Raw genomic sequence first — 26,172 nt, 5'->3', positions numbered from 1 at the left:
TTTTTATCAACCAAAAAATAGCCAATACAACATATTTTATAATCGTAAATAATAACAATGAATTATCCATATTGAAAAAAATAATATAAAAATGAAAGCTTATTTTAAACACATTTTATTATTGCTCACAATAATTACTCTTTGGAATTGTACATCAGCTGAAAAAGAAATTAATATAGAATCTACAAAAATTTTTAGTCAGCTAAAAAACACGAATACAAATATCGATTTTCAAAACATTCTTACAGAAAACGATTCTATTAATTATTTCACGTATTCATATATTTATATGGGTGGAGGCGTTTCTGTAGGAGATATCAATAATGATGGTTTACCAGATTTGTATTTTACAGGTAACCAAGTTTCAAATAAATTATATCTAAATAAAGGGAATTTACAATTCGAAGATATTACAGATAAGGCTGGTGTTTCTGGAAGTAAGGAATGGCATACAGGAGTTACAATGGCGGATGTAAATAATGATGGTTTTTTAGATATTTATTGTTCAGTTTCTGGAAAATTTGGATCTAAAAAAAATCAATTATTCATCAATAATAAAGACAATACTTTTACAGAACAAGCACAAAAATATGGTTTGGCTGATGAAGGAAATAGCGTAAATGCCACCTTTTTCGATTATGATAACGATGGAGATTTAGATGTTTATGTGGCAAATTATCCTCCTTTAAAATTTAGTTCGCCAGCATTTGTATATCAAATGAAAATGAAAAACGTAAAAGAAAATGAGTCTGATCATTTGTATAGAAATGATGGAAATACTTTTACAAATGTTACTGACACAGCAGGTTTAAAAAGCTTTGGTTTGTCTTTAAGTGCAACAGTTGGTGATTTAAATAATGATGGATGGCAAGATTTGTATGTTTCAAACGATTTTAGCTCACCAGATTATATGTATATCAATCAAAAAGACGGAACTTTTAAAGAAGTTGTGAAAAAAGCAACTGCACACACTGCTTTCTATGGAATGGGTGTTGATATTGCTGATTTTAATAATGATGGAAATTTAGATATTTTTCAAGTTGATATGGATGCAAAAAGCAACCGTAGACAAAAAGCAAATATGGCAAGTATGAATCCAGATTTATTTTGGAGTGTTGTAGATGCGGGCTTTCATTATCAATATATGCAAAACTGCTTTCAAGTAAATTCGGGAGTTTTTGATAATGGAAATCCATATTTTTCAAATGTTTCACGAATTACAGGTACTTCTTCTACAGATTGGAGTTGGGGTCCATTAATGGCAGATTTTGATAATGATGGCCTTAAAGATGTTTTTATTACAAATGGTACAAGAAGAGAAGTAAATAATAGAGATTTTTTTAATAAACTAGAAGATGCGAATCTTGGTAAAGAAAAATCTTTAGAGATGAGTTTGCAAATTCCATCAGAAAAAATAGATAATTTTATTTTTAAAAATAATGGAAATCTAAATTTTGAAAAAGCCAATAAAAAATGGGGAATAGAATACAAAGGGTTTTCTAATGGAGCAGTTTATGCAGATTTAGATAATGATGGAGATTTAGAAATTATAACCAACAATATAGACGATTATGCAGCTGTTTTTGAGAATACAAGTGCTGAAAAAAGCAATTTCTTAAAGGTGAATTTCAAAGGAGGTATAAATAATAAATTTGGATTAGGAAATCGTGTTTATGTAAAAACTGCTGATAAAACTCAAATGCAAGAGTTAACGTTAACAAGAGGTTTTCAGTCTTCTGTAGCGCCAGAATTGCATTTTGGTTTAGGTGCTACTTCTAAAATAGAAGAAGTAAAAGTTGTTTGGCAAAACGGAAATACACAAACTCTAAATAATGTTGAAGCTAATAAGAATCTTGTTTTTAATTATGACGATGCAACAAAACCCATCATTAAAGAAGAAAAAGAACAAGAAAAATTATTTGTAACAGAGAATTCTGTGTTTCCAAAATACAAACATGAAGAAAATAAACACAACGATTTTGATACTCAGGTTTTATTGCCTCATAAAATGTCTTCATTAGGACCAGCTTTAGCAATTGGAGATTTAAATAATGATGGCTTAGAAGATTATTTTATAGGAGGATCAAAAGGTAAAACAGGCAGTTTATTTTATCAAACGAAAACAGGTTTTACAGAAGCAAGTACTAGCTTTTTAGAAGAAGATATTTTAAGTGAAGATTTAGGCGCTCTAATTTTTGATGCAGATGCAGATGGAGATAATGATTTGTATGTTGTTAGTGGGGGTTATGAGTTTGATGCAAAGTCAGAATTATTACAAGACAGATTATACCTAAATGATGGAAAAGGAAATTTTGTAAAAGCAAAAAAAGGAACTTTACCTGAGTTTATTTCTAGCGGCTCAAAAGTTTATAGTGCAGATTTTGATAAAGATGGTAAAGAAGATTTGTTGGTTTTAGGTCGTCAAACTCCTGGACAATATCCATTACCTACAACAACCTATTTATTAAAAAATGTTGGTTCAAAAGGAAATGCAAAATTTGAGTTTTTTTCTGATGATTTTTCAAAACCTTTTAAAGATTTAGGAATGGCAACTTCAGCTGTTATTACAGATTATAATAATGATAATTGGTTAGATATTATTGTTGTTGGAGAGTGGATGCCAATTAAAGTATTTAAAAATAACAAAAATAGTTTTGTTGATGTTTCTAAAAAATTAGGATTGGATAAAAACACTACTGGTTGGTGGTGGAGCATAAATGAAGGAGATTTTGATAATGATGGCGATACAGATTATATTTTAGGTAATAATGGACTTAATTACAAGTATCAGGCAAATGAAAATGAATCTTTTGACATTTTTGTAAATGATTTTGATAAAAACAAAAAACAAGATATTGTATTAAGTTATTATAATGAAGGTAAACAATACCCTGTAAGAGGTAGATCATGTTCATCACAACAAATACCTGGAATTAAAAAGAAATTTAAAAATTATGAAAGTTTTTCTGAAGCTACTTTAATAGATGTTTATACTGATAAAGCATTAGAGTCTGCTTTACATTATAAAGTTAAATCGTTTGCAAGTATTTATTTAGAAAATAAAAACGGAAAGCTAATTGTACATAAACTTCCTCAAGAAGTACAAATTTCAAGTATTAATGAAATTATTGTTAAAGATTTTAATGACGATGGTAATTTAGATGCTTTAATAGCGGGTAATTTACAGATGTCTGAAGTAGAAACGCCAAGAAACGATGCTAGCTATGGTGTTTTCTTGCAAGGAGATGGTACTGGTGCTTTTAAAGCAATTTCAGGAAAGGAGTCAGGTTTTTTTGCATCAGGAGATGTAAAAGGAATGGGAGCAATTAGTAAAGATGAAAACAAGTATATAATAGTAGTGAGAAATAATGAAGAGGTAAGTTATTTAAAAATCAATAAATAATTTCAATTTTATCTTTACGGTAATTAAATGGAATAGAAGACAGTAAAAAACTATAAATGATGTATTTTTTTTACAAAATGCATTATTTATTATGTTTTAAGCAAGGAACAATCAATAATTTTAAGGTTCTAAATAAAAACATTTAAATTAATTATGAAAAGTGCTAATTTTTTAAGCCTACTTTTCTTTACAATAGTTTTTTTGAGTTTGATATTACTAGTTATAAAGCTGCGGCAGATAGCTTGAGAACAGTTACCCATTTATGAGAAAAAGGGTAATAAAATTAACCACCAATTTAAAAAAATAATAAATTTTAAAAAAGCATAAATGAAGTTAAAAAACCTATTTAATCTATTAAAGGTATTACCGTTATTTCTATTAATCATTTCTTGTGGAGGACCAAATGAAAGTGATGACCCAATAATAATACCAGTAGCAAAAGTTCAGGCAACTTTTAATATGTCAATTTCTCCATCAGATCCAAATGTAATGTTGTTTGATAACAAAACGGTTGGAAAGGGAGAGTTTATGAGTGAATGGGATTTTGGACAAGGAAATGGTTTCGTAGAAGATTTACCAGGAATAGAAGAAATAAGGTTTGATACTGATGGCACCTTTACCGTAACATTAAAGGTTACAAATGAGGCAGGTTTTACAGAAGATAGTAAAACGGTAGTTGTAAACAATGGAACTGGTGGAATATGCCCTAATGGAAATTGTACGTCAAATAGTTCTTCTGCTTTAAAAGATGCTACAACAACATTTTTTGTGGGTAATATTACAAGAGCCTCTAGAATAAACGCTGGCGGTAAACATACAGAGGTTTTAAAAAGTGATTTTTCTAGTATTACATCAGAATACGAAATGAAAATGAATGTAATGTATCCTTCTCAAGGTAATTATGATTTTAGTGCTGCCGATGTTATTGTAAATTTTGGATTTGATAATGCAATTAATGTGCATGGTCATGCACTAATTTGGCACAATGCAACTCCAGATTGGGTAAAAGATTTTGCTGGTTCAGATTCTGAGTTTGAAGCCATGGTAAAAGATTATATAACAACTACTGTTACTAGATATAAAGGTAAAATAGGCTCTTGGGACGTTGTAAATGAAGCAATCGAAGATGGAAGTGGAAACCCTTTAAGAAATTCTATTTTTAAACAAAAAATGGGAGATGATTATATTAAAAAATGTTTTCAATGGGCAAGAGATGCAGACCCAAATGTATTGCTTTTTTATAATGATTATAATATGGCGTCTAGTCCTGGAAAAAGAGCTGCAATGTTTAAAATAGTAGATAGTCTAGGCGATTTAATTGATGGTGTTGGAACTCAAATGCATATTAATTATAATTTTCCATCAAAGTCAAATATTCAGGCAGTTGCAGATGGTACCGTATCCAGAGGATTAAAACTACATTTTGCAGAACTAGATGTTAGAGCAAACCCAGATAATGATCAAACTAGTTTAACGGCTGAAAGAGCCGATGAGCAAAAAGCAAAATTTAAAGAAGTTGTTCAAATTTATAATTCAATTCCATTAGATAATAAATACGCATTAACAGTTTGGGGTTTAAAAGATAATGAAACTTGGTTAATAGATTTTTGGGGTCATATAGATTGGCCACTAATGTATGATGATAATTTCAATAAAAAGAAAGCATATGATGGTTTCTTAGAGGGGTTACAATAAGTAAATAATAATTATTAAGTGAAGTTTTGAATTGAAAAACAGTTAAATATCTACATACGTTTAACTGTTTTTTTATCAAAAAAAACTAGTTAATTTTAAAAATACCATACTATGAACTACAGTAAACATTTTAATTCAGTATTTATATTTACAACAATTTTTTTATTGCTTTCTTGTAACAATGGTGTAAAAAAAGAAGAGGTGAAAGGGCTAAAAGAGTACGCCAGTTTTCCTATAGGAACTGCGATTAAAATAAATACATTATTAAAAGATACACAACTACAAAAATTACAGAAAAGTAATTTTAACAGCATTACTTCTGCAAGTGATATGAAAATGAATAGTATTATGCCTAAAGAAGGTGTTTATTCATGGAAAATAGTAGATAGCATTGTTAATTATGCACAGAAAAACAAGCAAAGATTATTTGGTCATAATTTAATTTGGCACAGTTCTACACCAAATTGGGTTCAAGAAAAAGCATCCAAAGATAGTTTGTGGTTGGGTACTTTTATGAAAGAATACATTACAAAGTATGTAACAAGATATAAAGGAAAAGTTGCTGCTTGGGATGTAGTTAATGAAGGATTAGAATCTCATGGAGGTGAAGTTAGAAAAACAATTTGGTACAATGCAATTGGTAAAGATTATATAGCAAAAGCATTTCAATATGCGCATGAAGCAGACCCAGAAGCTATTTTGTTTTATAATGATTTTAATATTGAAAGAGATACGTTAAAACTAAACAGTACGCTTACTATGATTAAAGAATTACAAGCAAAAGGAGTGCCTATATCTGGTTTAGGTTTTCAAATGCACATTAGAATGGATACTCCTGATGAGGTAATTGCAAATTCATTAAAAAAAGCTGTAGAAACAGGGTTACAAATTCACATATCTGAGTTAGATATTATTTTTAATAAACACGATGATACTAGAGGTGGCGGTATACAAGTCTATGAAAAACTTACAGAAGAAATGAAACAAGCACAAGCCAAAAAATATAAGAATTTGGTTAAAATGTACAAATCTATTGTACCAAAAGAACAACAATACGGAATTACTTTTTGGGATTTTACAGATAGAGATTCATGGATTAATGGTTTTTTTAATTTAAATGATTGGCCAACTATTTTTGACGAAAAATTAGCACCAAAACCTGCCTATTTTGGTTTTTTAGAAGGATTAAAAGAAAAAAGTAAGTAATGAAGAATTTTTTTATAATAGTAATTGTTTCTGTTTTTTGCTTCAATTGTTCAGGTAAAAAAGAAAATAAAATGACTAGTGAATTCGTAGAAACTTCATTTACAAATCCTGTTTTAAAAGGGTTTTATCCAGACCCAAGTATTTGTAAAGTAGATAGTAGTTATTATCTAATAAACTCAACTTTTGCCTATTTTCCTGGTATTCCTGTTTTTAAAAGTGATGATTTAGTAAACTGGAAACAAATAGGAAATGCTTTAGACAGACCAGAACAATTAGATTTAGAAGGTTTAGAGGTTTCTCAAGGCGTTTTTGCACCTGCAATTTCTTATCATAATGGAGTATTTTATATTATTAACACAATTGTTGGTGGTAAAAATAATTTTATTATTTCTGCTTCTAATCCGGCAGGACCTTGGTCTAACCCAACTTGGTTGCCAGAAGTAGAAGGCATAGATCCTTCTATGTTTTTTGATGAAAACGGAAAAACATATGTGGTTTTTAATAGCAATCCTCCTAATAATTTACCAGAATATGATGGACATAGAACTATTAAAATTATAGAGTTAGATGTTAAGAATCTAAAAACTGTTGGTGAAGCTAAAATAATTATAGATAAAGGGGCAAAACCAGAAGACAAACCCATTTGGATTGAAGGTCCGCATATTTATAACAGAAACGGGTTTTATTATTTAATGGCAGCAGAAGGGGGTACAGCAGAAGATCATTCTGAAGTTATTTTTAGAAGTAAAAGTGTTTTAGGTCCTTATAAAAGCTATGAAAAGAACCCAATTTTAACACAAAGAAATTTAAAGGATACTAGAAAAAATCCAATTACATCTACAGGGCATGCAGATATTATAGAAGACAATTTAGGGAATTGGTGGGGCGTTTTTTTAGGATGTAGACCTTATGATGGTGATAACCATTTTAACACAGGTAGAGAAACTTTTATGGCACCTGTAAAATGGGAAAATGATTGGCCTATTTTTGATTTAGAAGGAGATGTTGTAAAAGACCATTATCAAATAACATTAGAAAAACCATTTGCAAATATACCGTCTGTTAATGCAGACTTTATAGATGAATTTAATACAGGTACTTTAGCTTTCGATTGGCTTTTTTTAAGAACACCAAAAGAAAAATGGTATTCACTTTTAAACGGAGAATTAACTATAAAAACACGTTCAGAAACTACCTCAGGTACATCAAACCCAAGTTTTATAGGGTATAGACAAAAGCATTTATTTGGTGAGGTAACCACAAACTTATCTTTTAAAGCAGTTGCAGAAAATGAAAAAGCGGGTTTAATTGCTTTTCAAAATGAAAAACATTATTACTACTTATGTAAGGGTTTAAAAGATAACAAACCTGTAGTTCAGTTATTAAAATCATCAGAAAAAGGAATAGAAGAAATTGCCTTTAAATCAATAAAAGAGAACGATAAAATATCTTTTAAAATAGAAGCAAAAGGAACATTTTATAATTTTTACTACTCAATAAACAATACAGATTGGCAAGTTCTAAATAAAAATGTTGATGCTACTTTTTTAAGTACAAAAATTGCTGGAGGTTTTGTCGGTACAATTTACGGAATGTACACAACTTCATTGGGAGAAAAAAGTACAAACAAAGCCATTTATCATTGGTTTAAAAATAAGAATTTAAATTAATAGGAGTCTGTAAACTAGTGTTTTAAAATAAATTTAAAAAAATGAAAAGCGTTCTATATTTAATAATAGTTTTAAATTCATTTGTCAGTTTTGCTCAAGAAAAGGATAGTCTATTCTCTCAAAAAGAGAGACTTAGACAATATGCTGGTCAATGGGTAAGTGCTATTGATCCTAGTACAGATAGTGTAGCAAAATTTCCTCAAATAAAAATGAGTAGCATAAATAATTTTAATAATCATTCGCTCACGGTTGATGTTTTACAAAAAGATAGTACCAATCAATACGATCAAATACTGCATGAAATTATTGGTTATGATAGGGTTACCGATACTATTTTTGCTGCCGGTCATAATGCACAAGGCGCATTTTTTACAGGGAAAGGTGCCTTTTCTTCAGAAAATCATTGGACCATGCAAGACAAAGATCTCAATGGTAATAAAACAATGAAGGTTGATTTTAACTTTCAAAATTATACGGATGTTATATTGGAAGGATTTGACACTAATGAAAAGAGTTTATGGAAAACGAGATATATTAAGCAGAATCCTAAAGACAAAAATATTGGTATTCAATTGGTTTCTGTTCACAAAGAGATGCTAAAAAAACCAGAACAAACCTTAATTCAGTTAGGTAGAATGGGGTATAGCTATGTTGAGACTTTTGTTTATAAAGAAGGTGGCTTTTATGGTCGAAGTCCAGAGCAGTTTAAGGTTATGGTTGAAAAATCTGGCATGAAATTTTTGGGCTCAATGACTTTTTTCGATCCTGAAGATAAAAATGATGATGCTGCAATAAATACGTGGTGGAATAAAACGATACAAGACCATAAAAAAGCAGGTGTTGAATATCTATCGACCTCAAATAGTAAATTAAAAGGTATTAAGACGATTAAAGAACTTAAAGAGTATTCTAATTATTATAATAAAGTTGGAAAACTTTGTAAAGAGAACGGATTGAAGTTTGTGTATCATAATCATGCTGATGAATTTTTAAAGGTAGAAGGCGTAACTATTTATGATTATTTTCTTCAAAACACCAATCCTGAGTATGTCTATTTTCAATCTGATGTATATTGGATGCAGGTGGGCGGTGTAAATCCTGTCCATTATTTTAAAACCTATCCTAACCGATTTATTAGTTGGCATGTAAAAGACTATAAAGAATTAGGTGCAAGTGGTAAAATAGATTTCAAAGATATTTTTAACTATCAAGAAATAGCTGGAGTTCAATATATCTTGTCCGAAGTTGAAGAGTATAGCTTTCCTCCTTTGTTTAGTGTCGGTTTAGCTTGGGAATATATTTATTATGAATTATTAAAATAACAGTTTGCTTATGAAAGCTTTTACAATGAAGTATCTTTTATTAACTATATTTTTCTTTACAATGATTAAAACCAATGCGCAAGACCAGTTTCGTGTTTTATTGTTTACCCAACATGATACTTGGCACTACAATACCATTCCTGTTGCTGTTGAGGCTTTTCAAGAAATGGCAGCAGAAAATCAGTTTCAATTTGATTGGACACAAAGACCAGATGATCTTATAGAAAAATTACCAAAATATGATGTAGTCATATTTATGAACGCCAATGCCAATTTTTTAACACCAAAACATATGGATGCTTTAAAAGCATTTATGAAACGAGGCGGAGGCTTTGTTGGTATACACGGAACAGCAGATGGTGAAAATGATAATGCTTGGTTTGATGGTCTTGTTGGAGCAAAATTTGTAGATCATCCAAAATTACAAGCCGCAATTGTAAACGTCAAGAATAATGATTTTCCTGCAACATGGCATCTACCAAATAAATGGCTTCGTAGTGATGAATGGTATAACTTTAAAAACATGAATTTAGAAAAACTGAATATTCTATTAACTGTTGATGAGGCTTCTTATGATTTTACTGCGGGTTATGATGATATTCCGTTAAAAGGCATGGGAGCAGAACATCCTATTTCTTGGTACCAAGAATATGAAGGAGGAAGATCGTTTTACACAGCTTTAGGTCACAAACCAGAATCGTTTAAAGACAAAAACTTTTTGAATCACATTTTTGGTGCAATATATTGGGTGCAACATAAATAAACTATTTACAAAATTTTAGAGCCTATTTGGTTTTATCAAAAAAATAGAACTCACTTTACATTTACTAAAATAAATATTATGATAAAGAATCTAATGATAATTTCAATAGCCTTTTTTTGTGCTATTGGTTATAGCCAAACAACACAAAATGCAAAATATGTGTTTCTGTTTATTGGTGATGGTATGGGGGCAAATCAAGTTTATGCTACCGAAATGTTTTTAAATGTAAAATCTAATGAGATTAAAGCAGACAAACTATTAATGAGTAGTTTTCCGGTGAACTCGAATATGACTAACTATTCAGCTAGTTCTTATGTTACCACATCTTGTGCAGCAGCAACAGCAATGTCAACAGGGTTTAAAACGAATAATGGTATTATAGGAAAATCACCCGATAAAAAAATAGCTTATGAAAACATATCTCAAAAAGCAAAAAAAGCAGGTTTTAAAGTCGGAATCTTGTCTAGTGTAATGATAGATCACGCTACTCCAGCTTCCTTTTATGCACATCAAGATTCTCGTAATATGTATTACGAAATTAGTATGGAGTTACCCAATTATAATATCGATTATTTTGGAGGCGGAGGTTTTCATCATCCTAAAGGAAAAAAAGGAGATCAACCAGATTCATTTGAAAATGCTATTAAAAAGGGCTATACCATTGCAGATTCTCATAAGGAATTTAATAAACTAAAAAATGGTGATGAAAAAATAATTGCCATAAATCCTGAAATGTATCCTTCAGGAGAATTTTACTGGGCTATTGATAAAAAAGAAGGCGCGCTTTCTCTTGCCGATTTCACAAAAAAAGGAATTGAAGTAATTGACAATGATAAAGGTTTTTTTATGATGGTAGAAGGAGGTAAAATTGATTGGGCTTGTCATGGAAACGATGGTGTATCCATGGTTCATGAAGTAATCGCTTTTAATGATGCAATTAAAGAAGCCTATGAGTTTTATAAAGAACGACCAGATGAAACATTAATAATAGTTACTGCAGACCATGAAACAGGCGCTCTAACTACAGGGATAAATTATGCCACACATCCTGAATTGTTGAAATACCAAATAATTTCAGTTCAAGAGTTTAAAAGAAAAATGACTGAACTTAAAAATACGGATCCAGAAGTTTCTTTCAATACTATTTTAGATTTAGTACAGGCAGATTTTGGTTTAGGAAACAATGATATCGGTTTGTTTTTAGATGATAAAGAATTAGCCTTATTAAAATCAGCCTACAACAAACAGTTTAAAGGAAATAAGAACGTAAATGCGGATGCCGATTATTTAAGTAAAACCGAGGTAAAATCCATTGGAGAAACAGCAGCCTATATTTTAAATAAAAAGGCAGGAATAAGTTGGGGTTCTGGCGATCATTCTGGCACACCGATTCCTGTTAAAGTTATAGGTAAAGGTCAAGACGAGTTCTCTGAGTATTTCGATAATACAGATTTACCAAAAAAAATAGAGAAACTTATGGGGATATAGTTGAATCATTTTAGATGAAATTCTATTAAAAATATCCTCAATTTATATAATAAAAAAAGGAATAATATTCCATTATCGAAAATTCAATACGCATTTTATATACTATTAATAATGTATCACTAAAAATAAAAATATGAAACATAAAATAATATTATTAGCTATAAGTTTAATTTGTTTTCTAGCTGTAGATGCGCAAAACATTGTTTATGTATATGGAGATGTTGCTGCTGATGGTGCGATACCATCTGGAAGTAAAGAACCATTTCACCAAATGCGTTTGAATGATGAAGGTGATTTAGGTATGAGTGGTTTCAAAAAAGCATTGGAAGCTGTTGGGTGCACAATAAGCGAAGTTTACGATCAAGAAATTGTAATTAATGCCAAATTTCTAAAGGAGATTGATGTTTTAATTTTAGGCTCAAATCAGCGAGTTTTTATAGAAGCAGAAGCTAAAGATTTAAAACGTTGGGTAAAAAAAGGTGGCGGAGTAATTGCTTGGTCGGATAGCGGATTTGGTGGAGAATATAGCATTGTAGGTGTTGATAATGAAGTGGGGCGAATTTCTGACAATGTTTTAATGGAGCAATTTGGTATGCGTTTTTTGACCGACAATGGTGCTGGAAACTACCTAGTGAACGAGTATGTACAAAATCATTTTATTAATAAAAACAATAAACATAAAGGCGTTGCTTTTAGAGGAGAAGGAGTAAGTTTTGTTCGTGTTTCTAAACCAGCAGTAATTTTAGCGAAAGCGCAAGAAGGCGGATTAGGCGGTAGGTTAGTTGTAAATTCAAATGATGGTGAATTTAATGAAAATACCGATGTAGCTTTAGCAATAGCTGAAATAGGTAAAGGTAGAGTAATAGGTGTTTTTGATCGTAATTTGTTTTGGAATGCCGGTGCTGGTACCCGTTTAAGTCATTCCGATAATAGGGTGTTTGCACAACGTATTGCACTTTGGGCAGCAGGTATAGAGGATGAGCAACGCTTTGCAAATGATACCAATGCTTTAGTTTCTGCAATAAATACACCCCCAACTATTTCTATTGATTATACGTATTCAAAAACAGATAACAGTCTTGCAATTACGGCTGTGATTACTGACGACGATAAAGATGCCATTAGCCCGGAAATAGTATGGGAGCAAGTAGAGGGGCCTGCCGATTGTGAGTTCGAAAATAATAATCCAAATACTACAACACCACGTATTTTTATTCCCAAAGCAGGTAAATATGTTTTTAAAGCAAGTGTTTTAGATGGTGAGTTTGAAATTAATAAATTTTTAAACTATGTAAGAGAGTAAATTTATTAAAATGAAAGTAAAAGAAAAATTATTAAAAACCTTTTTAGGTTTTAAAAGCATCATTTTGGTTTTTGTATTATGTACTTCATGTAATGCTCAAAAAAAACAGAGTAATCAAATTATAGTCAATGGAGCAGAATTGGTCTTAATTTCAGATGATTACGAATTTACAGAAGGACCGGCAGCCGATAAAGAAGGTAATGTTTATTTTACCGATCAGCCAAATGATAGGATTTTAAAATGGAATGCAAAAACCAATTTAGTATCTGAATACATGAAACCTTCTGGTCGTTCAAACGGACTTTATTTTGATAATGAAGGAAATTTACTATCTGCAGCTGATGAAAAAAACGAATTGTGGCGTATCAATTCAGATAAAAAAGAAACGGTTCTAGTACGCAATTTTGAAGGCAAAAAATTAAATGGGCCAAACGATCTTTGGGTTGATGCTAAAGGAGGTATTTATTTTACAGATCCTTATTATCAACGTGATTGGTGGTCTCACAAAAAGCCACAGCAAAAAGAAAATAGAGTCTATTATTTAGCTCCCAATGCAGATAAACCAATTATTGTATCTAATGATAATTATGTGCAACCTAATGGTATTATTGGTTCTAAAGATGGTAGAAAATTGTATGTAGCAGACCAAGCAGACAATAAAACTTTTGTTTTTGATGTTCAAGAAAACGGAAATTTAGCTAATAAAAAACTATTCAAAGCTAAGGGTTCTGATGGAATGACTATAGATAATAAGGGAAATATTTATTTAACAGGAGCTGATGGTGTTACCGTTTTTAATGCTGATGGTGAAAAAATTGAACAAATTGCAGTTCCAAAAGGATGGACTGGCAATGTTACATTTGGAGGTAAAGACTTTAAAACACTTTTTATAACTGCTTTAAATTCTGTTTATACTTTACAAATGAATGTTAAAGGCGTTCGATATACTAATTAATATAATTAAAAAAAAAACAAATTTCATGAAAAAATCAAAATTCACATGTACGCTAATTTGTGTTTTAATGCTTGCAATTACAAGTTGTAATAATGATAAAACACCAAAAGAAACTAGTAATAATTTACCTGTGTCTAATAAAGATATTGCACTAAAACGCGCTTTTGAAAAACAGTTTTTATTAGGTAGTGCAATAAACGATGATATTGTTTCTGGAAAAGAGAATATTTTAAACCAAATTGTAAAAAAGGAGTTCAATACAATTACACCAGAAAACTGTATGAAAGCAGAGGTGGTAAATCCGAAGCCTGGAGTTTATGATTTTAAAGCTGCAGATGAATTTGTTGCTTTTGGGAAAGAAAATAACATGTTTATTGTTGGACATACTTTGATATGGCACAACCAAACACCAGCTTGGTTTTTTACCAATGAAAAAGGAGGAGCTAATACTCTAGAAGAACAAAAAGAACGATTGCGTACCCACATTAAAGTTGTTGCAGGTAGATATGCAGGTAAAGTACATGCTTGGGACGTGGTTAATGAGGTTATTGACAATGATGGTTCTTATAGATCTACAACATGGGTAAATAGCATTGGAGATGGAGATGAAATGGTTAAGTTGGCATTTAAATATGCTAGTGAATATGCTCCTGATACAGAATTGTATTATAATGATTTTAATGCTTGGCGACCAGAAAAAAGAGATGGTATAGTACGCATGGTAAAAATGCTTAAAGAAGCAGGTATTCGTATTGACGGTGTTGGTATTCAGGCACATTGGGGCCTTAATTTCCCTAAGAATAAGTACATTCAAGAAGCTATTGATGCCTATGCTGCATTAGGAATAAAAGTGATGATTACGGAATTAGATGTTGATGTATTACCAGTTACTAAAGAAGGTCAAATAATAGGGCGTAGTATGATGGAACCACAATTTCAATTAGAAGAGTTTGAAATATTTTTAGATCCCTATAAAGATGGTTTGCCTAAAGAAGTAGAACAGGATTTAGCGAATCGTTATAAAGAATTATTTGAAATTTTTGTAAAGAACAAAGATAAAATTGATAGAGTAACTTTATGGGGTGTTCATGATGGTATGTCTTGGAAAAATGATTATCCAATACCAAATAGAACGAATTACCCTCTTTTGTATAATAGAGATATGCAACCAAAATTGGCTAGAAAAGCTATTTTAGAAACGATACAATAAACAGATTGCTTTTGATAATTTAGAATCAATAAAATTGAATAGTCTTAAAATAGATTTATGAATTTAATCACTCCTGAAAATTTTAGATATACTTTAAATAACAAATCAATTAAATTATTTACTCTAAAAAATAAGAACGGAATTGTTAGTCAGATTACCAATTATGGAGGTAGGGTTGTAAACCTTTTTGTTCCTGATAAAAATGGTGTTTTTAAAGATGTTGTTTTAGGCTACGATTCTGCAAAAGATTATTTAGAAAAGCCAGATCATTTTTTTGGAGCTATTATTGGTCGTTATGGAAATAGAATTGCAAATGGTAAATTTAGCATAGATAATAATGAGTTTTTATTGGCTAAAAACGAATCAGAAAACCAATTACATGGAGGTGAAAAAGGTTTTCATGCTGTTGTTTGGCAAGCAAAACAACTATCAGATTCTACTTTAGAATTAACTTATTTTTCAAAACATTTAGATCAGGGTTTTCCGGGTAATTTAGAAGTGAAAGTAGTGTATACGTTAACAGATAAAAATGAATTACAAATAGAATATTCTGCAATTTCAGATGCAAAAACGGTAGTAAACTTAACAAATCATTCTTACTTTAATTTATCGGGCGATTTTAATAAATCCATAGAGAATCATTTATTTCAAATAAAGGCAAGTCATTATTTACCTGTAAATGATAAAATGGTTCCTTTGGGTAGTTTAGAAAATGTTACGAATTCTCCTTTCGATTTTAGAAAACTAAAAACCTTAAAGAAAGTTATTAATAAAGAACATCAACAAATAGTATTAGGTAGTGGTTTTGATCATAATTTTGTTTTGGACGATGTGAATGCTGGTTTTGTTGCAAAAGTAGTTGATGAAAAATCTGGCAGAAGTTTAGAGGTTTATACTACCGAACCCGGAGTACAATTTTATTCAGGCAATCATCTAAATAACTTAGAAGGCAAAAACGATATTTTATATCAAAAAAGAGCAGCGTTTTGTTTAGAGACGCAACATTTTCCAAATAGTCCTAATCAAACCAGCTTTCCATCAACCTTATTACTACCAAGAGAAAAGTATTTTTCAAGAACTATTTATAAGTTTAGTGTTTATAAGTGATTGCTAGAATTAAGTAACACTTTTAAAATAGAATTTAATTCTTATAATGCAAGAATTTTTCTACTAAAAGCAGTATTTGTTTTACAGTAATCTACATTTTACAGTTAATTTTAAACCAATATCAAGGAGTACTTTTTAAAAGGACCTATTGGTCAGTTTATATAAAAAAAACTCACTTGATAGCAATAACTGACATCCATAGAAATTTACAAATAAATACAATATAGATATGTTTAATAAAATTAATACAACGTTACTCTTATTATCAATTTGCCTTTTAAGCTGTAAAGAAGCAAAAAAAGAAACTGTTAAAGAAACACCTCAAAACAAGACGTCTTTAAAAGATAGTTTTAAAGAAGATTTTTTACTAGGAACAGCACTTAATACAGGTCAAATTAAAGAAGTAAATGCAGTACAAACAACTTTAATAACAAGAGAGTTTAATGCCATTACTCCAGAGAACGATTTAAAATGGGAGCAAATTCACCCTAAAAAAGACACTTATAATTTTGAGGTATCAGATGCTTATGTTGCTTTTGGTAATAAAAATAACATGCATGTTGTGGGGCATACCTTGCTTTGGCACAGTCAACTTGCGCCTTGGGTTCATGAAATTACAAATAAAGACACTTTAGTAAATAATATTACAAAGCATATAAATACCATTGCAGGTAGATATAAAGGGAAAATTGATTCTTGGGATGTTGTAAATGAAGCTTTAAATGAAGATGGGTCTCCAAGAGAATCTCTATTTTATAAAATTTTTGGAGATGAAAGCTATTTAGAATTAGCTTTTAAACTTGCCGAAAAAGCAGCACCAGATGCAGAGCTAGTCTACAACGATTACAATCTTTGGAAACCAGCAAAAAGAGAAGGAGTTATTAGAATTGTAAAAAATCTACAAGCAAAAAGTATTAAAGTTGATGGTGTAGGTATGCAAGCACATTGGAGTCTAGAAGGTCCGTCTTTAGAAGACATTGAAAACAGTATAATTGCATATTCAGATTTAGGAGTAAAAGTAATGTTTACAGAGTTGGATATTACTGTGCTACCAAACCCCTGGGAATTGGATGGAGCAGCTGTAGAACAAAGCTATGAGAGTTATGAGAATGACCCTAAAATGAATCCTTATCCAAATGGATTATCTGAAGAATTAGAACTAAAAATAACAAAACGTTATGAAGATATATTTAATCTTTTCTTAAAACACAAAGATAAAATTAGCCGTGTTACTTTTTGGGGAGTTAACGATGGGCAATCTTGGTTAAATGATTGGCCAATTAAAGGGAGAACAAATTATCCATTACTTTTTGGACGAGATGATAAACCAAAAGAAGTATATAATAATGTAATTGCGCTTAAAAATAAGGCAAACTAATAACTCCTGAAAATGACAACTATTTCACACAAATTATCTGTAAAAGAAAAAGTAGGTTATGCTCTTGGAGATTTAGCAGCCAATTTAGTTTTTCAAACTCTAGTAACTTATCTATCTTATTTTTATACAGATATTTATGGCTTAAAGCCAGAAGATGCCGCATTAGTAACCTTAACAGTTGGACTTATAGCTGCGTTTGGTTTTAACCCTATGGTGGGTGCTTTGGCAGATAGAACAAATACCAAAATGGGTAAATTTAGACCCTGGATTTTATGGACTGCAATACCTTTAGGAGTAACTGCATTATTAGCTTTTACAACACCAGATTTTGAGTATCAAGGAAAGGTTATTTATGCTGTAATTACCTATACTTTATTGTTATTGTTATACTCTGCAAATAATTTACCTTATGCTGCTTTAAGTGGTGTTATTACAGGAGATATGAAAGAGCGTAATAGCTTATCTGCATATCGATTTGTGGGTGTTTTAGGTGCACAGTTTTTTGTGCAAGTTTTTATGTATGATTTAATTCTAAAGGCAGGTGATGGTAACAAAGCAGCAGGTATGGAAACCGTAATGACCTATTTAGCCATTATAGGAACCATAATGTTAATGATTACCTTTTTTACCACAAAAGAAAGAGTAATACCTAAGCCAGAACAAAAATCTAGTTTAAAAGAAGATTTATCAGATTTGTTTAAAAATAAACCTTGGGTAATAATGTTAGTGCTTACAACACTAATATTTGTCACATTAGCAATGAAAGGTGGTTCTTATGTTTATTATTTCGAAAACTTTGTAAACGAAGAAAAGTTAAGAGCGTTTTTAGACCCATATAGATCGATATTACCCACATTTGAAAATGAAACCTCTTTTGGTTTAGGGGTGTTTAACGGAATTGGAATTCTAGTTGGTTTAATAGGTATCATTCTTTCTAAACGTTTGGCAGATAAATTCGGAAAACGAAATGTTTTTGCCATTTCGCTCTTTATTTCAACCTTATTTATTATTGCTTTTTATTTTTATCAACCAGAATCTATAGAGTTAATCTTTGTAACTCAGATTTTACACATGTTTTTTTACGGAATTGGGACTCCAATTCTTTGGACGATGATTGCCGATGTAGCAGATTTTTCTGAATGGAAAACAAACAGAAGAGCAACTGCCATTATATTTTCTGCAATGATGGTTGGTTTAAAAGGAGGTATTAGTATTGGTAGTGCTTTAGTTTCATCAATTTTAGGAGCTTATGGATATGATTCTCATTTAGAAATACAAAGTGAAGCAGCTATTAATGGTACAAAGTTATTAATTAGTGTGTATGCTGCAATTCCGTTTTTAATAGGAGTAGGGTTATTATATTTTTATGAAATAGATAAAAAAATGGAATTAAAAATAGAAAAAGAGTTAAACGAAAGAAGAGCAATTTAAAAAATAATACAATGCCAGAAGAAAGTATAGAACACATCAATTTTGATGAATTAAATAAAAAAGCCATTTCACAACCATTAGTGTCTCATATATATACTGCAGATCCATCTGCACATGTATTTGATGGTAAAATATATATATATCCATCTCATGATATTGATGCCGGAGAAGCTTTTGATGATTTAGGAAGCCATTTTGCTATGGAAGATTATCATGTACTATCTATGGATACTATAGATAGTAAGGCTGTAGACAATGGTTTGGCTTTACATGTAAAAGACGTTCCTTGGGCAAAACAACAAATGTGGGCACCAGATGCAAATGAAAAAGATGGGAAATATTATTTGTTTTTTCCAGCAAAAGCACACGATGATATTTTTAGAATTGGTGTTGCAATAAGCGATTCTCCAACAGGACCTTTTAAAGCAGAATCAGAAGCAATTAAAGGTAGTTTTTCTATAGACCCAGCTGTTTTTAAAGACGATGATGGTAGTTGTTATATGTACTTTGGTGGTCTTTGGGGTGGACAATTACAGCGCTGGAGAACAGGTGAGTTTAGAGCAGACCAACCAGAGAGTCCAACAGCATTTATTCCTGAAGATAATGAACCAGCTTTATTACCTTATGTAGCAAAAATGACTGATAATTTGTTAGAATTTGATGAAAAGGCAAAGGAGGTAGAAATTATTGATGAAAATGGAGATTTATTATTAGCAAAAGATATTGATAGACGCTTTTTTGAAGCAGCGTGGATGCATAAGCACAATGGAAAATATTATTTCTCTTATTCTACAGGAGATACACATTTTATATGTTATGCTATAGGAGATAATCCTTACGGACCATTTACCTATGCAGGTAAGGTTTTAGAACCAGTGGTTGGTTGGACCTCACATCACTCTATTTGTAATGTAGACGGTAAAGACTATTTATTCTATCATGATTCTAGTTTATCAAAAGGAGTAACACATTTACGCTCTGTAAAGGTTATCGAAATTAATTATAATTCAGACGGAACGATACAAACAATAGAACCTTATAGAGATTAGTTTTTTACAAGTTGCAGTTTGTAGATCAATAAACATCTTACATAATATAAAATTTAGGGAGAACTAGCTAAACTCAATTAAAAGTTGATTACTAGTGTTTTAAAGATGATCAACAGTCAAAAAAACTTAATATAAGCTTTGGGGGATATAGTTTAAAAACAAAAGGTATCATGGCAATTTACGCAATTGGAGATATACATGGTAGTATAAACGCATTAAAAACTATTTTTCAACATGATTTGATAAAGTTGTTTTTCTTGGAAATTAGGTTGATAAGAGATTTGATAGTAAGGGTGTTCTTAATTGGTAAATTGAAAAAAGTAAAACATTCTACTTCGAGTTTATTCTTGGTAATCATGAGATAATGATGACACTTGCCAACCTTATGTTTTTAACACAATTTCCTGTATTACTCCTGTAAATACTAAATTAAATCTAAGTAATTGTATAGTAGTGATTAAAGTGTGTTTTTAAAAGAAAAGAAGAAAACATTAATGGCCTCTTTTATTTTTATATAAATTAAGAAAACTTTAGATATTCTATTTTTATTTATTAGCAAATAACAGCTAATTTCGTTTTTGCTTCTGCTAAAATTAATTAAAACTCCCCTTATTATTTTAGTTGTAAAAAATGAAAAAACATTTATAGATAAAATTTAATCTACCTAAACAAATAATGTTGTAAAACTCGAAAATTTATGAATAGAAAAAATTTTATACGCTTATTGGGGTTAACGCCATTGATATTTCCTGTTTCAAAATTATTTGCCAATAGTGACAAACAAAACCACTATGAGAAATTTTATTTTAAAGATGATGGACTAATACCTAATAGTAAATTACCATTACTTCTTATTAAAGATGCTTTGCCAAAAAACGAAAAGAATCCTAGCCAATGGTTTTTACAAACTTTCAAATCCAATAATTGGACCAATTCATGGACAAACGGTATCTACCCTTTTCACCATTACCATAGTACCTCTCATGAAGTTTTGGGAATATATTCTGGTGAAGCGATCATTCATTTAGGAGGAGAGCAAGGTGAAAAAATTAAAGTTACCAAAGGAGATGTTATTATTATACCTGCTGGTGTTGGCCACAAAAAAATTGAAAGTTTAAATCTTGGTGTAGTAGGTGCGTATCCTGATGGTCGTGACTGGGATCTAATGCGGGGGGCTAAAGGAGAGCGTCCAGCTGCAGATAAAAATATATTGTCACTACCAATACCCAATGAAGATCCGCTTTTAGGTAAACGTGGTGGATTAGTCAAAATTTGGTTTAAATAAAAGGGTTAAAGGTTCATATTGATGGTATGAACTCAAAAATAAAGTAAATCAAAAAAAAATAAAACAAAAATATTTATTATGAGCGAATTAAAAATTATAGCTACAATTATTGTAAAACCCGAATTTAAGGAAGATGTTTTAAATATGTTGCAAACCGTAACGGATGCCACACGGAAAGAAGAAGGTAATATCTCTTATGTATTACATGAAGATATTAATAATAGCGCAAAGGTCATCATTCTAGAAGAATGGAAATCTCAGGAAGCGATTGACTTTCATAATCAAACAGATCATTTTTTAATACTAAAGAACGAACTTGGAAAAAAGGCCGATAGTTTATCGATAGATATAATAAGAGCGTCTTATTAATTTTATAACTTAAAATAGTATACAACATGAAAAAGTCAATTTTAATAGTATTGTGTATTACGGTATCTTTTTTAGCAAATGCACAATCAAATTCTAAACTATACACCTACAAGCAGTTTGGTAACAAGTACGTTATAAGCATTCAAAACCATGCTGAGATTACAAAAGCAATCACTGCGTTTGTTAAAGAACAGGATATAAAAGCAGGAACAATTGTAGGTATGGGGGCTGTTAATGAAGCTACTTTACGATTTTTTGATCCAGCTACTAAAGAGTTTGTAGATAAAACGTTTTCCGAACAAATGGAGATTACCAACTTAACCGGTAATATATCTCAAAAAGATGGAAAACACTACGTACACATGCATGTAACACTTGGACGTAACGATTACACGGCATTAGCGGGACACTTTCTTACAGCCAAAATTAATGGAGCTGGAGAATTTGTTATAGAAAGTTTTGATGGAACGGTTGATCGCTATTATGATGAGGATACTGGTCTAAACCTGTACAAGTTTTAGAAGCATAGAAAAGAATGACTTAAAGAGCATTCTGTCTTACTTATCACAAACATCTAAAAATAATAAACATGAAATACGCATTATTACTTCCATTATTTTTAATACAAATGATCGTCCATGCACAATCGAATGATAGTCTTAACAACTCTGAAAAAGCGGATGACAAGTTGTTATTGACCATTTTTCTTAAACATGATCAAAGTATGACTTTAAATGAGATTGAAAAGATAAGAACGGACCAAGGCTTTTATGAAAACCTTCCTCCAGAAGGTGTTTCTGTAGTTAATTGGTTTGTAGTTATGGGACTTGGCCAAGTAGTTGTGTTGGAACTTCCTGCTTCAAAATTATCTGCTGTAAATTTAGCAATTGAAAGAACAGCATGGAAAGCTTTTACAACAGAAATGTATGCAACTTACAATTTGTATCCTATCATAGAGCATAAATTAAAAAATAAGTCAAAGGTAGTGCTTGATTTAAAAGCTAGTTCTAAAAAAGATGATGACAAGTTGTTATTAACCGTCTTTCTTAAACATGATCAAAGTATGACTTTAAGTGAGATTGAAAAGATAAGAACGGACCAAGGCTTTTATGAAAACCTACCTCCAGAAGGTACTTCTGTAGTTAATTGGTTTGTAGTTATGGGACTTGGTCAAGTGGTGGTTTTAGAACTTCCTGCGTCAAAACTATCAGCTGTAAATTTAGCGATTGAGAGAACTGCATGGAAAGCTTTTACAACAGAAGTTTATGCAACTTACAATCTATATCCTATCTTAGAAAATAAATTAAAGAATAAGTCAAAGGTAGAATACTAAAATTTAATGATCATTTTCTGTCAAAAAAAAAACTAATAAAATCGTTAAAAAAACGATAACACGCAATAGATGAAATCGAGAAAATTATTAATGATACCTGGTCCAATAGAATTTGAAAGTGAAGTGATGCAATGTATGGCAGTACCAACTCCTAGCCATGTTTCACCAGATTTTATAGACCTCTTTGCCAATAGTTTAAAACTAATGAAAGAAGTTTGGCAATGCCCATCTGGTCAAGCATTCATAGTAGCAGGAACAGGTACACTTGCTATGGATATGGCTGCTGCAAACCTAATAGAAACTGGTGATAAAGCCCTTGTAATATCGACAGGTTACTTTGGGTTACGTTATGCAGTAATCTTAAAGCGATATGGCGCTCAAGTAGATATACTTGAAGCTGAAGTCGGTAACATTGTACCCTTAGAGCTTATCGAACAGCAACTAAAATCTAAAAGCTATAAACTTTTAACTTTTACACATGTTGACACATCAACAGCTGTTTTAAATGATGCTAAACGTATTGGTGCCTTAGGTAAAAAGTACAACGTATTAACCATTCTAGACGGTGTTTGTTCTGTTGCTGGCGAAGAAATTAAACAAGAAGAATGGGGAATTGATGTTGTACTTACAGCTTCTCAAAAAGCAATAGGAGTTCCTCCAGGACTCGCGCTTTTAGTGGCTTCTAAAAAGGCAATGCAAACATTTGAACAACGAACAAGTCCTGTTTCTAATTACTATGGAGATTGGACCAATTGGTTACCAATAATGAAAGCTTATGAAAATAAACAAGCCTCTTATTTTGGAACACCTGCAGTAAATCTTGTAATTGCTTTAGAAAAAAGTTTACAACTCATTTTAGAGGAAGGTTTAGACAATCGTTTTGTTCGACACAAAAGTGCAGGTAAAGCCATGCGAGCAGCAATTAAAGCTTTAGGCTTGGATTTATTATCAAAAAACGAACACGTTTCTGCAAACACGTTATCGGCTCCCTTATATCCCAGTAAAATAGACATTGCTACTTTTTTAAAGTCAGTAAACCAAGGAGGCGTTATATTAGCTGGAGGTCTTTTACCTCAATTAAAAAATAATTACTTTAGAATTGGACACATGGGATCGGTAAACAAAAATGATTTACTGGCAACGGTTGGAGCTATTGAATCAGCATTGAAAAGCAATGGGTATTCACATGAATTAGGGTTGGGAACTGCTCAAATATTAAAACACTTCTAACTAGAATAATTACACCATCACACCTTTTATGTCATAGAAGATACTCCATATTCGCTACATAAGCATGGAGTATACTTCTTACTTAGTCATACCTATAAATTAACATGTTTAGATGAAAAAAAGAGGTGTTTATTTTCAAATTCTGTTTTAGAAGAATATATAGAAGAAGAAAAAAAAGATAATTTTGAGTTAGCATCGGGGGGTAAACAGTAGTCTTAGAACATTATCTTTTGTTGATCAAAAAAGCACATTTTTTTATTTACTTTTTTTAATACCCAAAAAGACTCCTTAATTGTTTCGAAATATGGGTTTTCTATTGTTATTAACGTGAGTTCGAGCTAATCAATCGCAATATTCGGTAACATATTCGGGATTTTTATAGAAGGTTTTTTAGGTAAAAAAGAATATGCAATTAATCCAGAGATCATATTTGTTATGAAATTATCAAAAGATCTATGTCTAGAATGTTCAATTTGGCAAGTGTTTTTTAGTACATCATTTACTGTTTCGATGATTGCTCTTTTTCTTAGGATAACTTTATCCATATAGTCCATTGCTTTCTTTTTCATGTTTTTTCGAACTTTAGTTATTAAATGAATTCCGTCTACAAAAAGTCTTTCAAATAAATCTTTCCCAATATATCCTTTGTCTCCAAAAATTTTTCCAAATAATTTGTCGTGAAACTTCTTTTGTTTGAGAGGGAATCTGTCGTCTACATTGGCTGGAGTGAACATAAAATCAATAATTTCTCCTTTGTCATTGCAGACAATATGTAGTTTAAATCCAAAATACCACCCCATAGTTCCATAGCTTTTTTTGGCAATATCTTTAAATACTTGATGTTGTTTTTCTCTTTTATAGTGACATACTTTTAAAGGAGTAGAATCAATAAAAGAGATACCTGTGCAATCGCCTAAACAATACATTTTCATAAAAACGGCTAAAGGTTGTGTAACCTTTTTTTGAAGTTCTACAAATCTATTATAAGAAACACAATCTGGAAACAGATCTTGTCTGTATTTACAAATATGGTTTAAGTAAAAGTGTTTAAGGTTTCGGTAAGACTTTAGGTGAAATATAACAAGTATGGTCATCACTTCACTATCAGACATTTTGAACTTTCTATTACGTTTTTTAGTTGTTGAACCATCAGAAATGCTGTTTTTATTAAGAATTAAGTTAAATTCTTTCATAAAATCATCTAAAGAACAGAAAATTTCTATAATTTTACTATCAGAAATCATAAGCAGGATATTTATTAATATATTAGAATTCAGTACTTTAATATACTAAATATTCTGCTTTTTTTATAGGTTTAATTAAAATTTCTTACATCGAACTCACGTTTATTACTATTTTATTATATCCTTTTTTAAAATTATCAGGAAAAATACCTTTCCATATATGTCTAGATTTTGTTCTTAAGTAAGGTGGTTTTTTACTGTTTTTATCCGGACTACTATCTTCTTTTTGAAAACGCTTTATATAGTTAACATAAGGGGCTGCTATTCTTTCTCTCCTTAAATTAATACTATTGTTATCATCCAGTTCTACAGATACACTTCTGTTTTCTGAACCCGAAAATACATTCACATAAAATTCATTATTTTTTGATAAAGAGGATAATGGTTCAGAATTATAATCTCCTAACCAAACACTAAATTGCTTGGTAAATTAACTCCTTTGTATTTTATAATTATCGTTATTAAAATTAATTTCAAAATATCCTTTTGAGGTTCCATAACTCATTAAAGATAAGGGGATTACTTACCAATTTTTTTGATTTGTCCACCAGGCGATAAAAAGTTACATGCTAAAGAATGGCTGCTTTTTCTAATGGAGATTTATATACTATATTACCATAAAATCAAGCTATTTAAAGAGCTAATAGCATTAATTAATCGTGTTTAAGGGATCAACACAAAAAGTTGTGGAGTAAATTAAAAAGCATGAACTTTGCTTTCTAATAAACCTC

At 30.8% G+C, this 26,172-nt stretch carries 20 protein-coding genes and 1 pseudogene; 19 read left to right on the top strand and 2 right to left on the bottom strand.

Annotated features, from left to right (window positions below):
• The first annotated feature begins 91 nt into the window (after nt 1–91).
• The 19 genes from GQR92_RS06110 to GQR92_RS06020 all read left to right on the top strand — a co-directional run bounded on the left by GQR92_RS06110 (nt 92) and on the right by GQR92_RS06020 (nt 24,197).
• Nucleotides 92–3,403, top strand: coding sequence for a VCBS repeat-containing protein (locus tag GQR92_RS06110; RefSeq protein WP_158838283.1), 3,312 nt, complete (start codon nt 92–94; stop codon nt 3,401–3,403).
• 327 nt (nt 3,404–3,730) lie between these two features.
• Nucleotides 3,731–5,098: an endo-1,4-beta-xylanase gene (locus GQR92_RS06105; protein WP_158838282.1), complete on the top strand. Its 1,368-nt coding sequence runs from the start codon at nt 3,731–3,733 to the stop codon at nt 5,096–5,098.
• 111 nt (nt 5,099–5,209) lie between these two features.
• Nucleotides 5,210–6,304: an endo-1,4-beta-xylanase gene (locus GQR92_RS06100; protein WP_158838281.1), complete on the top strand. Its 1,095-nt coding sequence runs from the start codon at nt 5,210–5,212 to the stop codon at nt 6,302–6,304.
• A 71-nt stretch (nt 6,305–6,375) separates the two neighbouring features.
• Nucleotides 6,376–7,974 carry a glycoside hydrolase family 43 protein gene (locus GQR92_RS06095; protein ID WP_233270028.1) on the top strand — a complete coding sequence of 533 codons (1,599 nt, stop codon included), beginning with the start codon at nt 6,376–6,378 and terminating at the stop codon, nt 7,972–7,974.
• A 41-nt stretch (nt 7,975–8,015) separates the two neighbouring features.
• Nucleotides 8,016–9,296, top strand: coding sequence for a sugar phosphate isomerase/epimerase family protein (locus GQR92_RS06090; protein WP_158838279.1), 1,281 nt, complete (start codon nt 8,016–8,018; stop codon nt 9,294–9,296).
• Nucleotides 9,297–9,306: 10 nt separating this feature from the next.
• Nucleotides 9,307–10,059 (top strand): ThuA domain-containing protein, encoded by a 753-nt coding sequence (locus tag GQR92_RS06085; RefSeq protein WP_158838278.1) that lies wholly within the window; start codon nt 9,307–9,309, stop codon nt 10,057–10,059.
• A 78-nt stretch (nt 10,060–10,137) separates the two neighbouring features.
• A complete protein-coding gene (locus GQR92_RS06080; RefSeq protein ID WP_158838277.1) occupies nt 10,138–11,547 on the top strand; it encodes an alkaline phosphatase in 1,410 nt (469 codons plus the stop codon).
• A gap of 133 nt (nt 11,548–11,680) precedes the next feature.
• Nucleotides 11,681–12,850, top strand: coding sequence for a hypothetical protein (locus tag GQR92_RS06075; protein ID WP_158838276.1), 1,170 nt, complete (start codon nt 11,681–11,683; stop codon nt 12,848–12,850).
• A 10-nt stretch (nt 12,851–12,860) separates the two neighbouring features.
• The gene (locus GQR92_RS06070; RefSeq protein WP_158838275.1) at nt 12,861–13,805 is read left to right on the top strand and encodes an SMP-30/gluconolactonase/LRE family protein; all 945 of its coding nucleotides are present in this window, start codon (nt 12,861–12,863) and stop codon (nt 13,803–13,805) included.
• Nucleotides 13,806–13,830: 25 nt separating this feature from the next.
• Nucleotides 13,831–15,015, top strand: coding sequence for an endo-1,4-beta-xylanase (locus tag GQR92_RS06065; RefSeq protein WP_158838274.1), 1,185 nt, complete (start codon nt 13,831–13,833; stop codon nt 15,013–15,015).
• Between the two features lie 57 nt (nt 15,016–15,072).
• Nucleotides 15,073–16,122: an aldose epimerase family protein gene (locus GQR92_RS06060; RefSeq protein ID WP_158838273.1), complete on the top strand. Its 1,050-nt coding sequence runs from the start codon at nt 15,073–15,075 to the stop codon at nt 16,120–16,122.
• 229 nt (nt 16,123–16,351) lie between these two features.
• Nucleotides 16,352–17,500 carry an endo-1,4-beta-xylanase gene (locus GQR92_RS06055; protein WP_158838272.1) on the top strand — a complete coding sequence of 383 codons (1,149 nt, stop codon included), beginning with the start codon at nt 16,352–16,354 and terminating at the stop codon, nt 17,498–17,500.
• A 12-nt stretch (nt 17,501–17,512) separates the two neighbouring features.
• Entirely contained in the window at nt 17,513–18,931 is a 1,419-nt protein-coding gene (locus GQR92_RS06050) for an MFS transporter (protein WP_158838271.1), read from the top strand.
• 11 nt (nt 18,932–18,942) lie between these two features.
• Entirely contained in the window at nt 18,943–19,980 is a 1,038-nt protein-coding gene (locus tag GQR92_RS06045) for a glycoside hydrolase family 43 protein (RefSeq protein WP_158838270.1), read from the top strand.
• Nucleotides 19,981–20,677: 697 nt separating this feature from the next.
• Nucleotides 20,678–21,265 (top strand): cupin domain-containing protein, encoded by a 588-nt coding sequence (locus GQR92_RS06040; protein WP_158838269.1) that lies wholly within the window; start codon nt 20,678–20,680, stop codon nt 21,263–21,265.
• Nucleotides 21,266–21,343: 78 nt separating this feature from the next.
• Entirely contained in the window at nt 21,344–21,634 is a 291-nt protein-coding gene (locus tag GQR92_RS06035) for a putative quinol monooxygenase (RefSeq protein WP_158838268.1), read from the top strand.
• Between the two features lie 26 nt (nt 21,635–21,660).
• Complete coding sequence (locus GQR92_RS06030; protein WP_158838267.1) at nt 21,661–22,155, top strand: PPC domain-containing DNA-binding protein; 495 nt, start codon at nt 21,661–21,663, stop codon at nt 22,153–22,155.
• 68 nt (nt 22,156–22,223) lie between these two features.
• Nucleotides 22,224–22,967 carry a hypothetical protein gene (locus GQR92_RS17795; protein ID WP_199269191.1) on the top strand — a complete coding sequence of 248 codons (744 nt, stop codon included), beginning with the start codon at nt 22,224–22,226 and terminating at the stop codon, nt 22,965–22,967.
• A 69-nt stretch (nt 22,968–23,036) separates the two neighbouring features.
• A complete protein-coding gene (locus GQR92_RS06020) occupies nt 23,037–24,197 on the top strand; it encodes a pyridoxal-phosphate-dependent aminotransferase family protein (RefSeq protein ID WP_158838266.1) in 1,161 nt (386 codons plus the stop codon).
• Between the two features lie 338 nt (nt 24,198–24,535).
• On the opposite strand, the gene GQR92_RS06015 is transcribed toward GQR92_RS06020, so the two are convergent.
• Both GQR92_RS06015 and GQR92_RS06010 read right to left on the bottom strand, forming a co-directional pair.
• Nucleotides 24,536–25,441 (bottom strand): IS982 family transposase, encoded by a 906-nt coding sequence (locus tag GQR92_RS06015; RefSeq protein WP_158837965.1) that lies wholly within the window; start codon nt 25,439–25,441, stop codon nt 24,536–24,538.
• Nucleotides 25,442–25,526: 85 nt separating this feature from the next.
• A pseudogene (locus tag GQR92_RS06010) lies at nt 25,527–25,853 on the bottom strand (calcineurin-like phosphoesterase C-terminal domain-containing protein); the annotation flags it as partial.
• Between the last annotated feature and the right edge of the window lie 319 nt (nt 25,854–26,172).

Origin of the sequence: Polaribacter sp. L3A8, from assembly GCF_009796785.1 — a bacterium.
In the GTDB taxonomy this organism is placed as follows: Bacteria; Bacteroidota; Bacteroidia; order Flavobacteriales; family Flavobacteriaceae; genus Polaribacter.
The sequence above is the reverse complement of the archived record's forward strand: the minus strand, read 5'-3'. Positions and strand labels throughout refer to the sequence as shown.

What these genes read in the sequence shown, in the direction of transcription:
- GQR92_RS06110 (WP_158838283.1), top strand. Translation starts at nt 92, where the DNA reads ATGAAAGCTTATTTTAAACACATTTTATTATTGCTCACAATAATTACT.
- GQR92_RS06105 (WP_158838282.1), top strand. Translation starts at nt 3,731, where the DNA reads ATGAAGTTAAAAAACCTATTTAATCTATTAAAGGTATTACCGTTATTT.
- GQR92_RS06100 (WP_158838281.1), top strand. Translation starts at nt 5,210, where the DNA reads ATGAACTACAGTAAACATTTTAATTCAGTATTTATATTTACAACAATT.
- GQR92_RS06095 (WP_233270028.1), top strand. Translation starts at nt 6,376, where the DNA reads ATGACTAGTGAATTCGTAGAAACTTCATTTACAAATCCTGTTTTAAAA.
- GQR92_RS06090 (WP_158838279.1), top strand. Translation starts at nt 8,016, where the DNA reads ATGAAAAGCGTTCTATATTTAATAATAGTTTTAAATTCATTTGTCAGT.
- GQR92_RS06085 (WP_158838278.1), top strand. Translation starts at nt 9,307, where the DNA reads ATGAAAGCTTTTACAATGAAGTATCTTTTATTAACTATATTTTTCTTT.
- GQR92_RS06080 (WP_158838277.1), top strand. Translation starts at nt 10,138, where the DNA reads ATGATAAAGAATCTAATGATAATTTCAATAGCCTTTTTTTGTGCTATT.
- GQR92_RS06075 (WP_158838276.1), top strand. Translation starts at nt 11,681, where the DNA reads ATGAAACATAAAATAATATTATTAGCTATAAGTTTAATTTGTTTTCTA.
- GQR92_RS06070 (WP_158838275.1), top strand. Translation starts at nt 12,861, where the DNA reads ATGAAAGTAAAAGAAAAATTATTAAAAACCTTTTTAGGTTTTAAAAGC.
- GQR92_RS06065 (WP_158838274.1), top strand. Translation starts at nt 13,831, where the DNA reads ATGAAAAAATCAAAATTCACATGTACGCTAATTTGTGTTTTAATGCTT.
- GQR92_RS06060 (WP_158838273.1), top strand. Translation starts at nt 15,073, where the DNA reads ATGAATTTAATCACTCCTGAAAATTTTAGATATACTTTAAATAACAAA.
- GQR92_RS06055 (WP_158838272.1), top strand. Translation starts at nt 16,352, where the DNA reads ATGTTTAATAAAATTAATACAACGTTACTCTTATTATCAATTTGCCTT.
- GQR92_RS06050 (WP_158838271.1), top strand. Translation starts at nt 17,513, where the DNA reads ATGACAACTATTTCACACAAATTATCTGTAAAAGAAAAAGTAGGTTAT.
- GQR92_RS06045 (WP_158838270.1), top strand. Translation starts at nt 18,943, where the DNA reads ATGCCAGAAGAAAGTATAGAACACATCAATTTTGATGAATTAAATAAA.
- GQR92_RS06040 (WP_158838269.1), top strand. Translation starts at nt 20,678, where the DNA reads ATGAATAGAAAAAATTTTATACGCTTATTGGGGTTAACGCCATTGATA.
- GQR92_RS06035 (WP_158838268.1), top strand. Translation starts at nt 21,344, where the DNA reads ATGAGCGAATTAAAAATTATAGCTACAATTATTGTAAAACCCGAATTT.
- GQR92_RS06030 (WP_158838267.1), top strand. Translation starts at nt 21,661, where the DNA reads ATGAAAAAGTCAATTTTAATAGTATTGTGTATTACGGTATCTTTTTTA.
- GQR92_RS17795 (WP_199269191.1), top strand. Translation starts at nt 22,224, where the DNA reads ATGAAATACGCATTATTACTTCCATTATTTTTAATACAAATGATCGTC.
- GQR92_RS06020 (WP_158838266.1), top strand. Translation starts at nt 23,037, where the DNA reads ATGAAATCGAGAAAATTATTAATGATACCTGGTCCAATAGAATTTGAA.
- GQR92_RS06015 (WP_158837965.1), bottom strand. Translation starts at nt 25,441, where the DNA reads ATGATTTCTGATAGTAAAATTATAGAAATTTTCTGTTCTTTAGATGAT.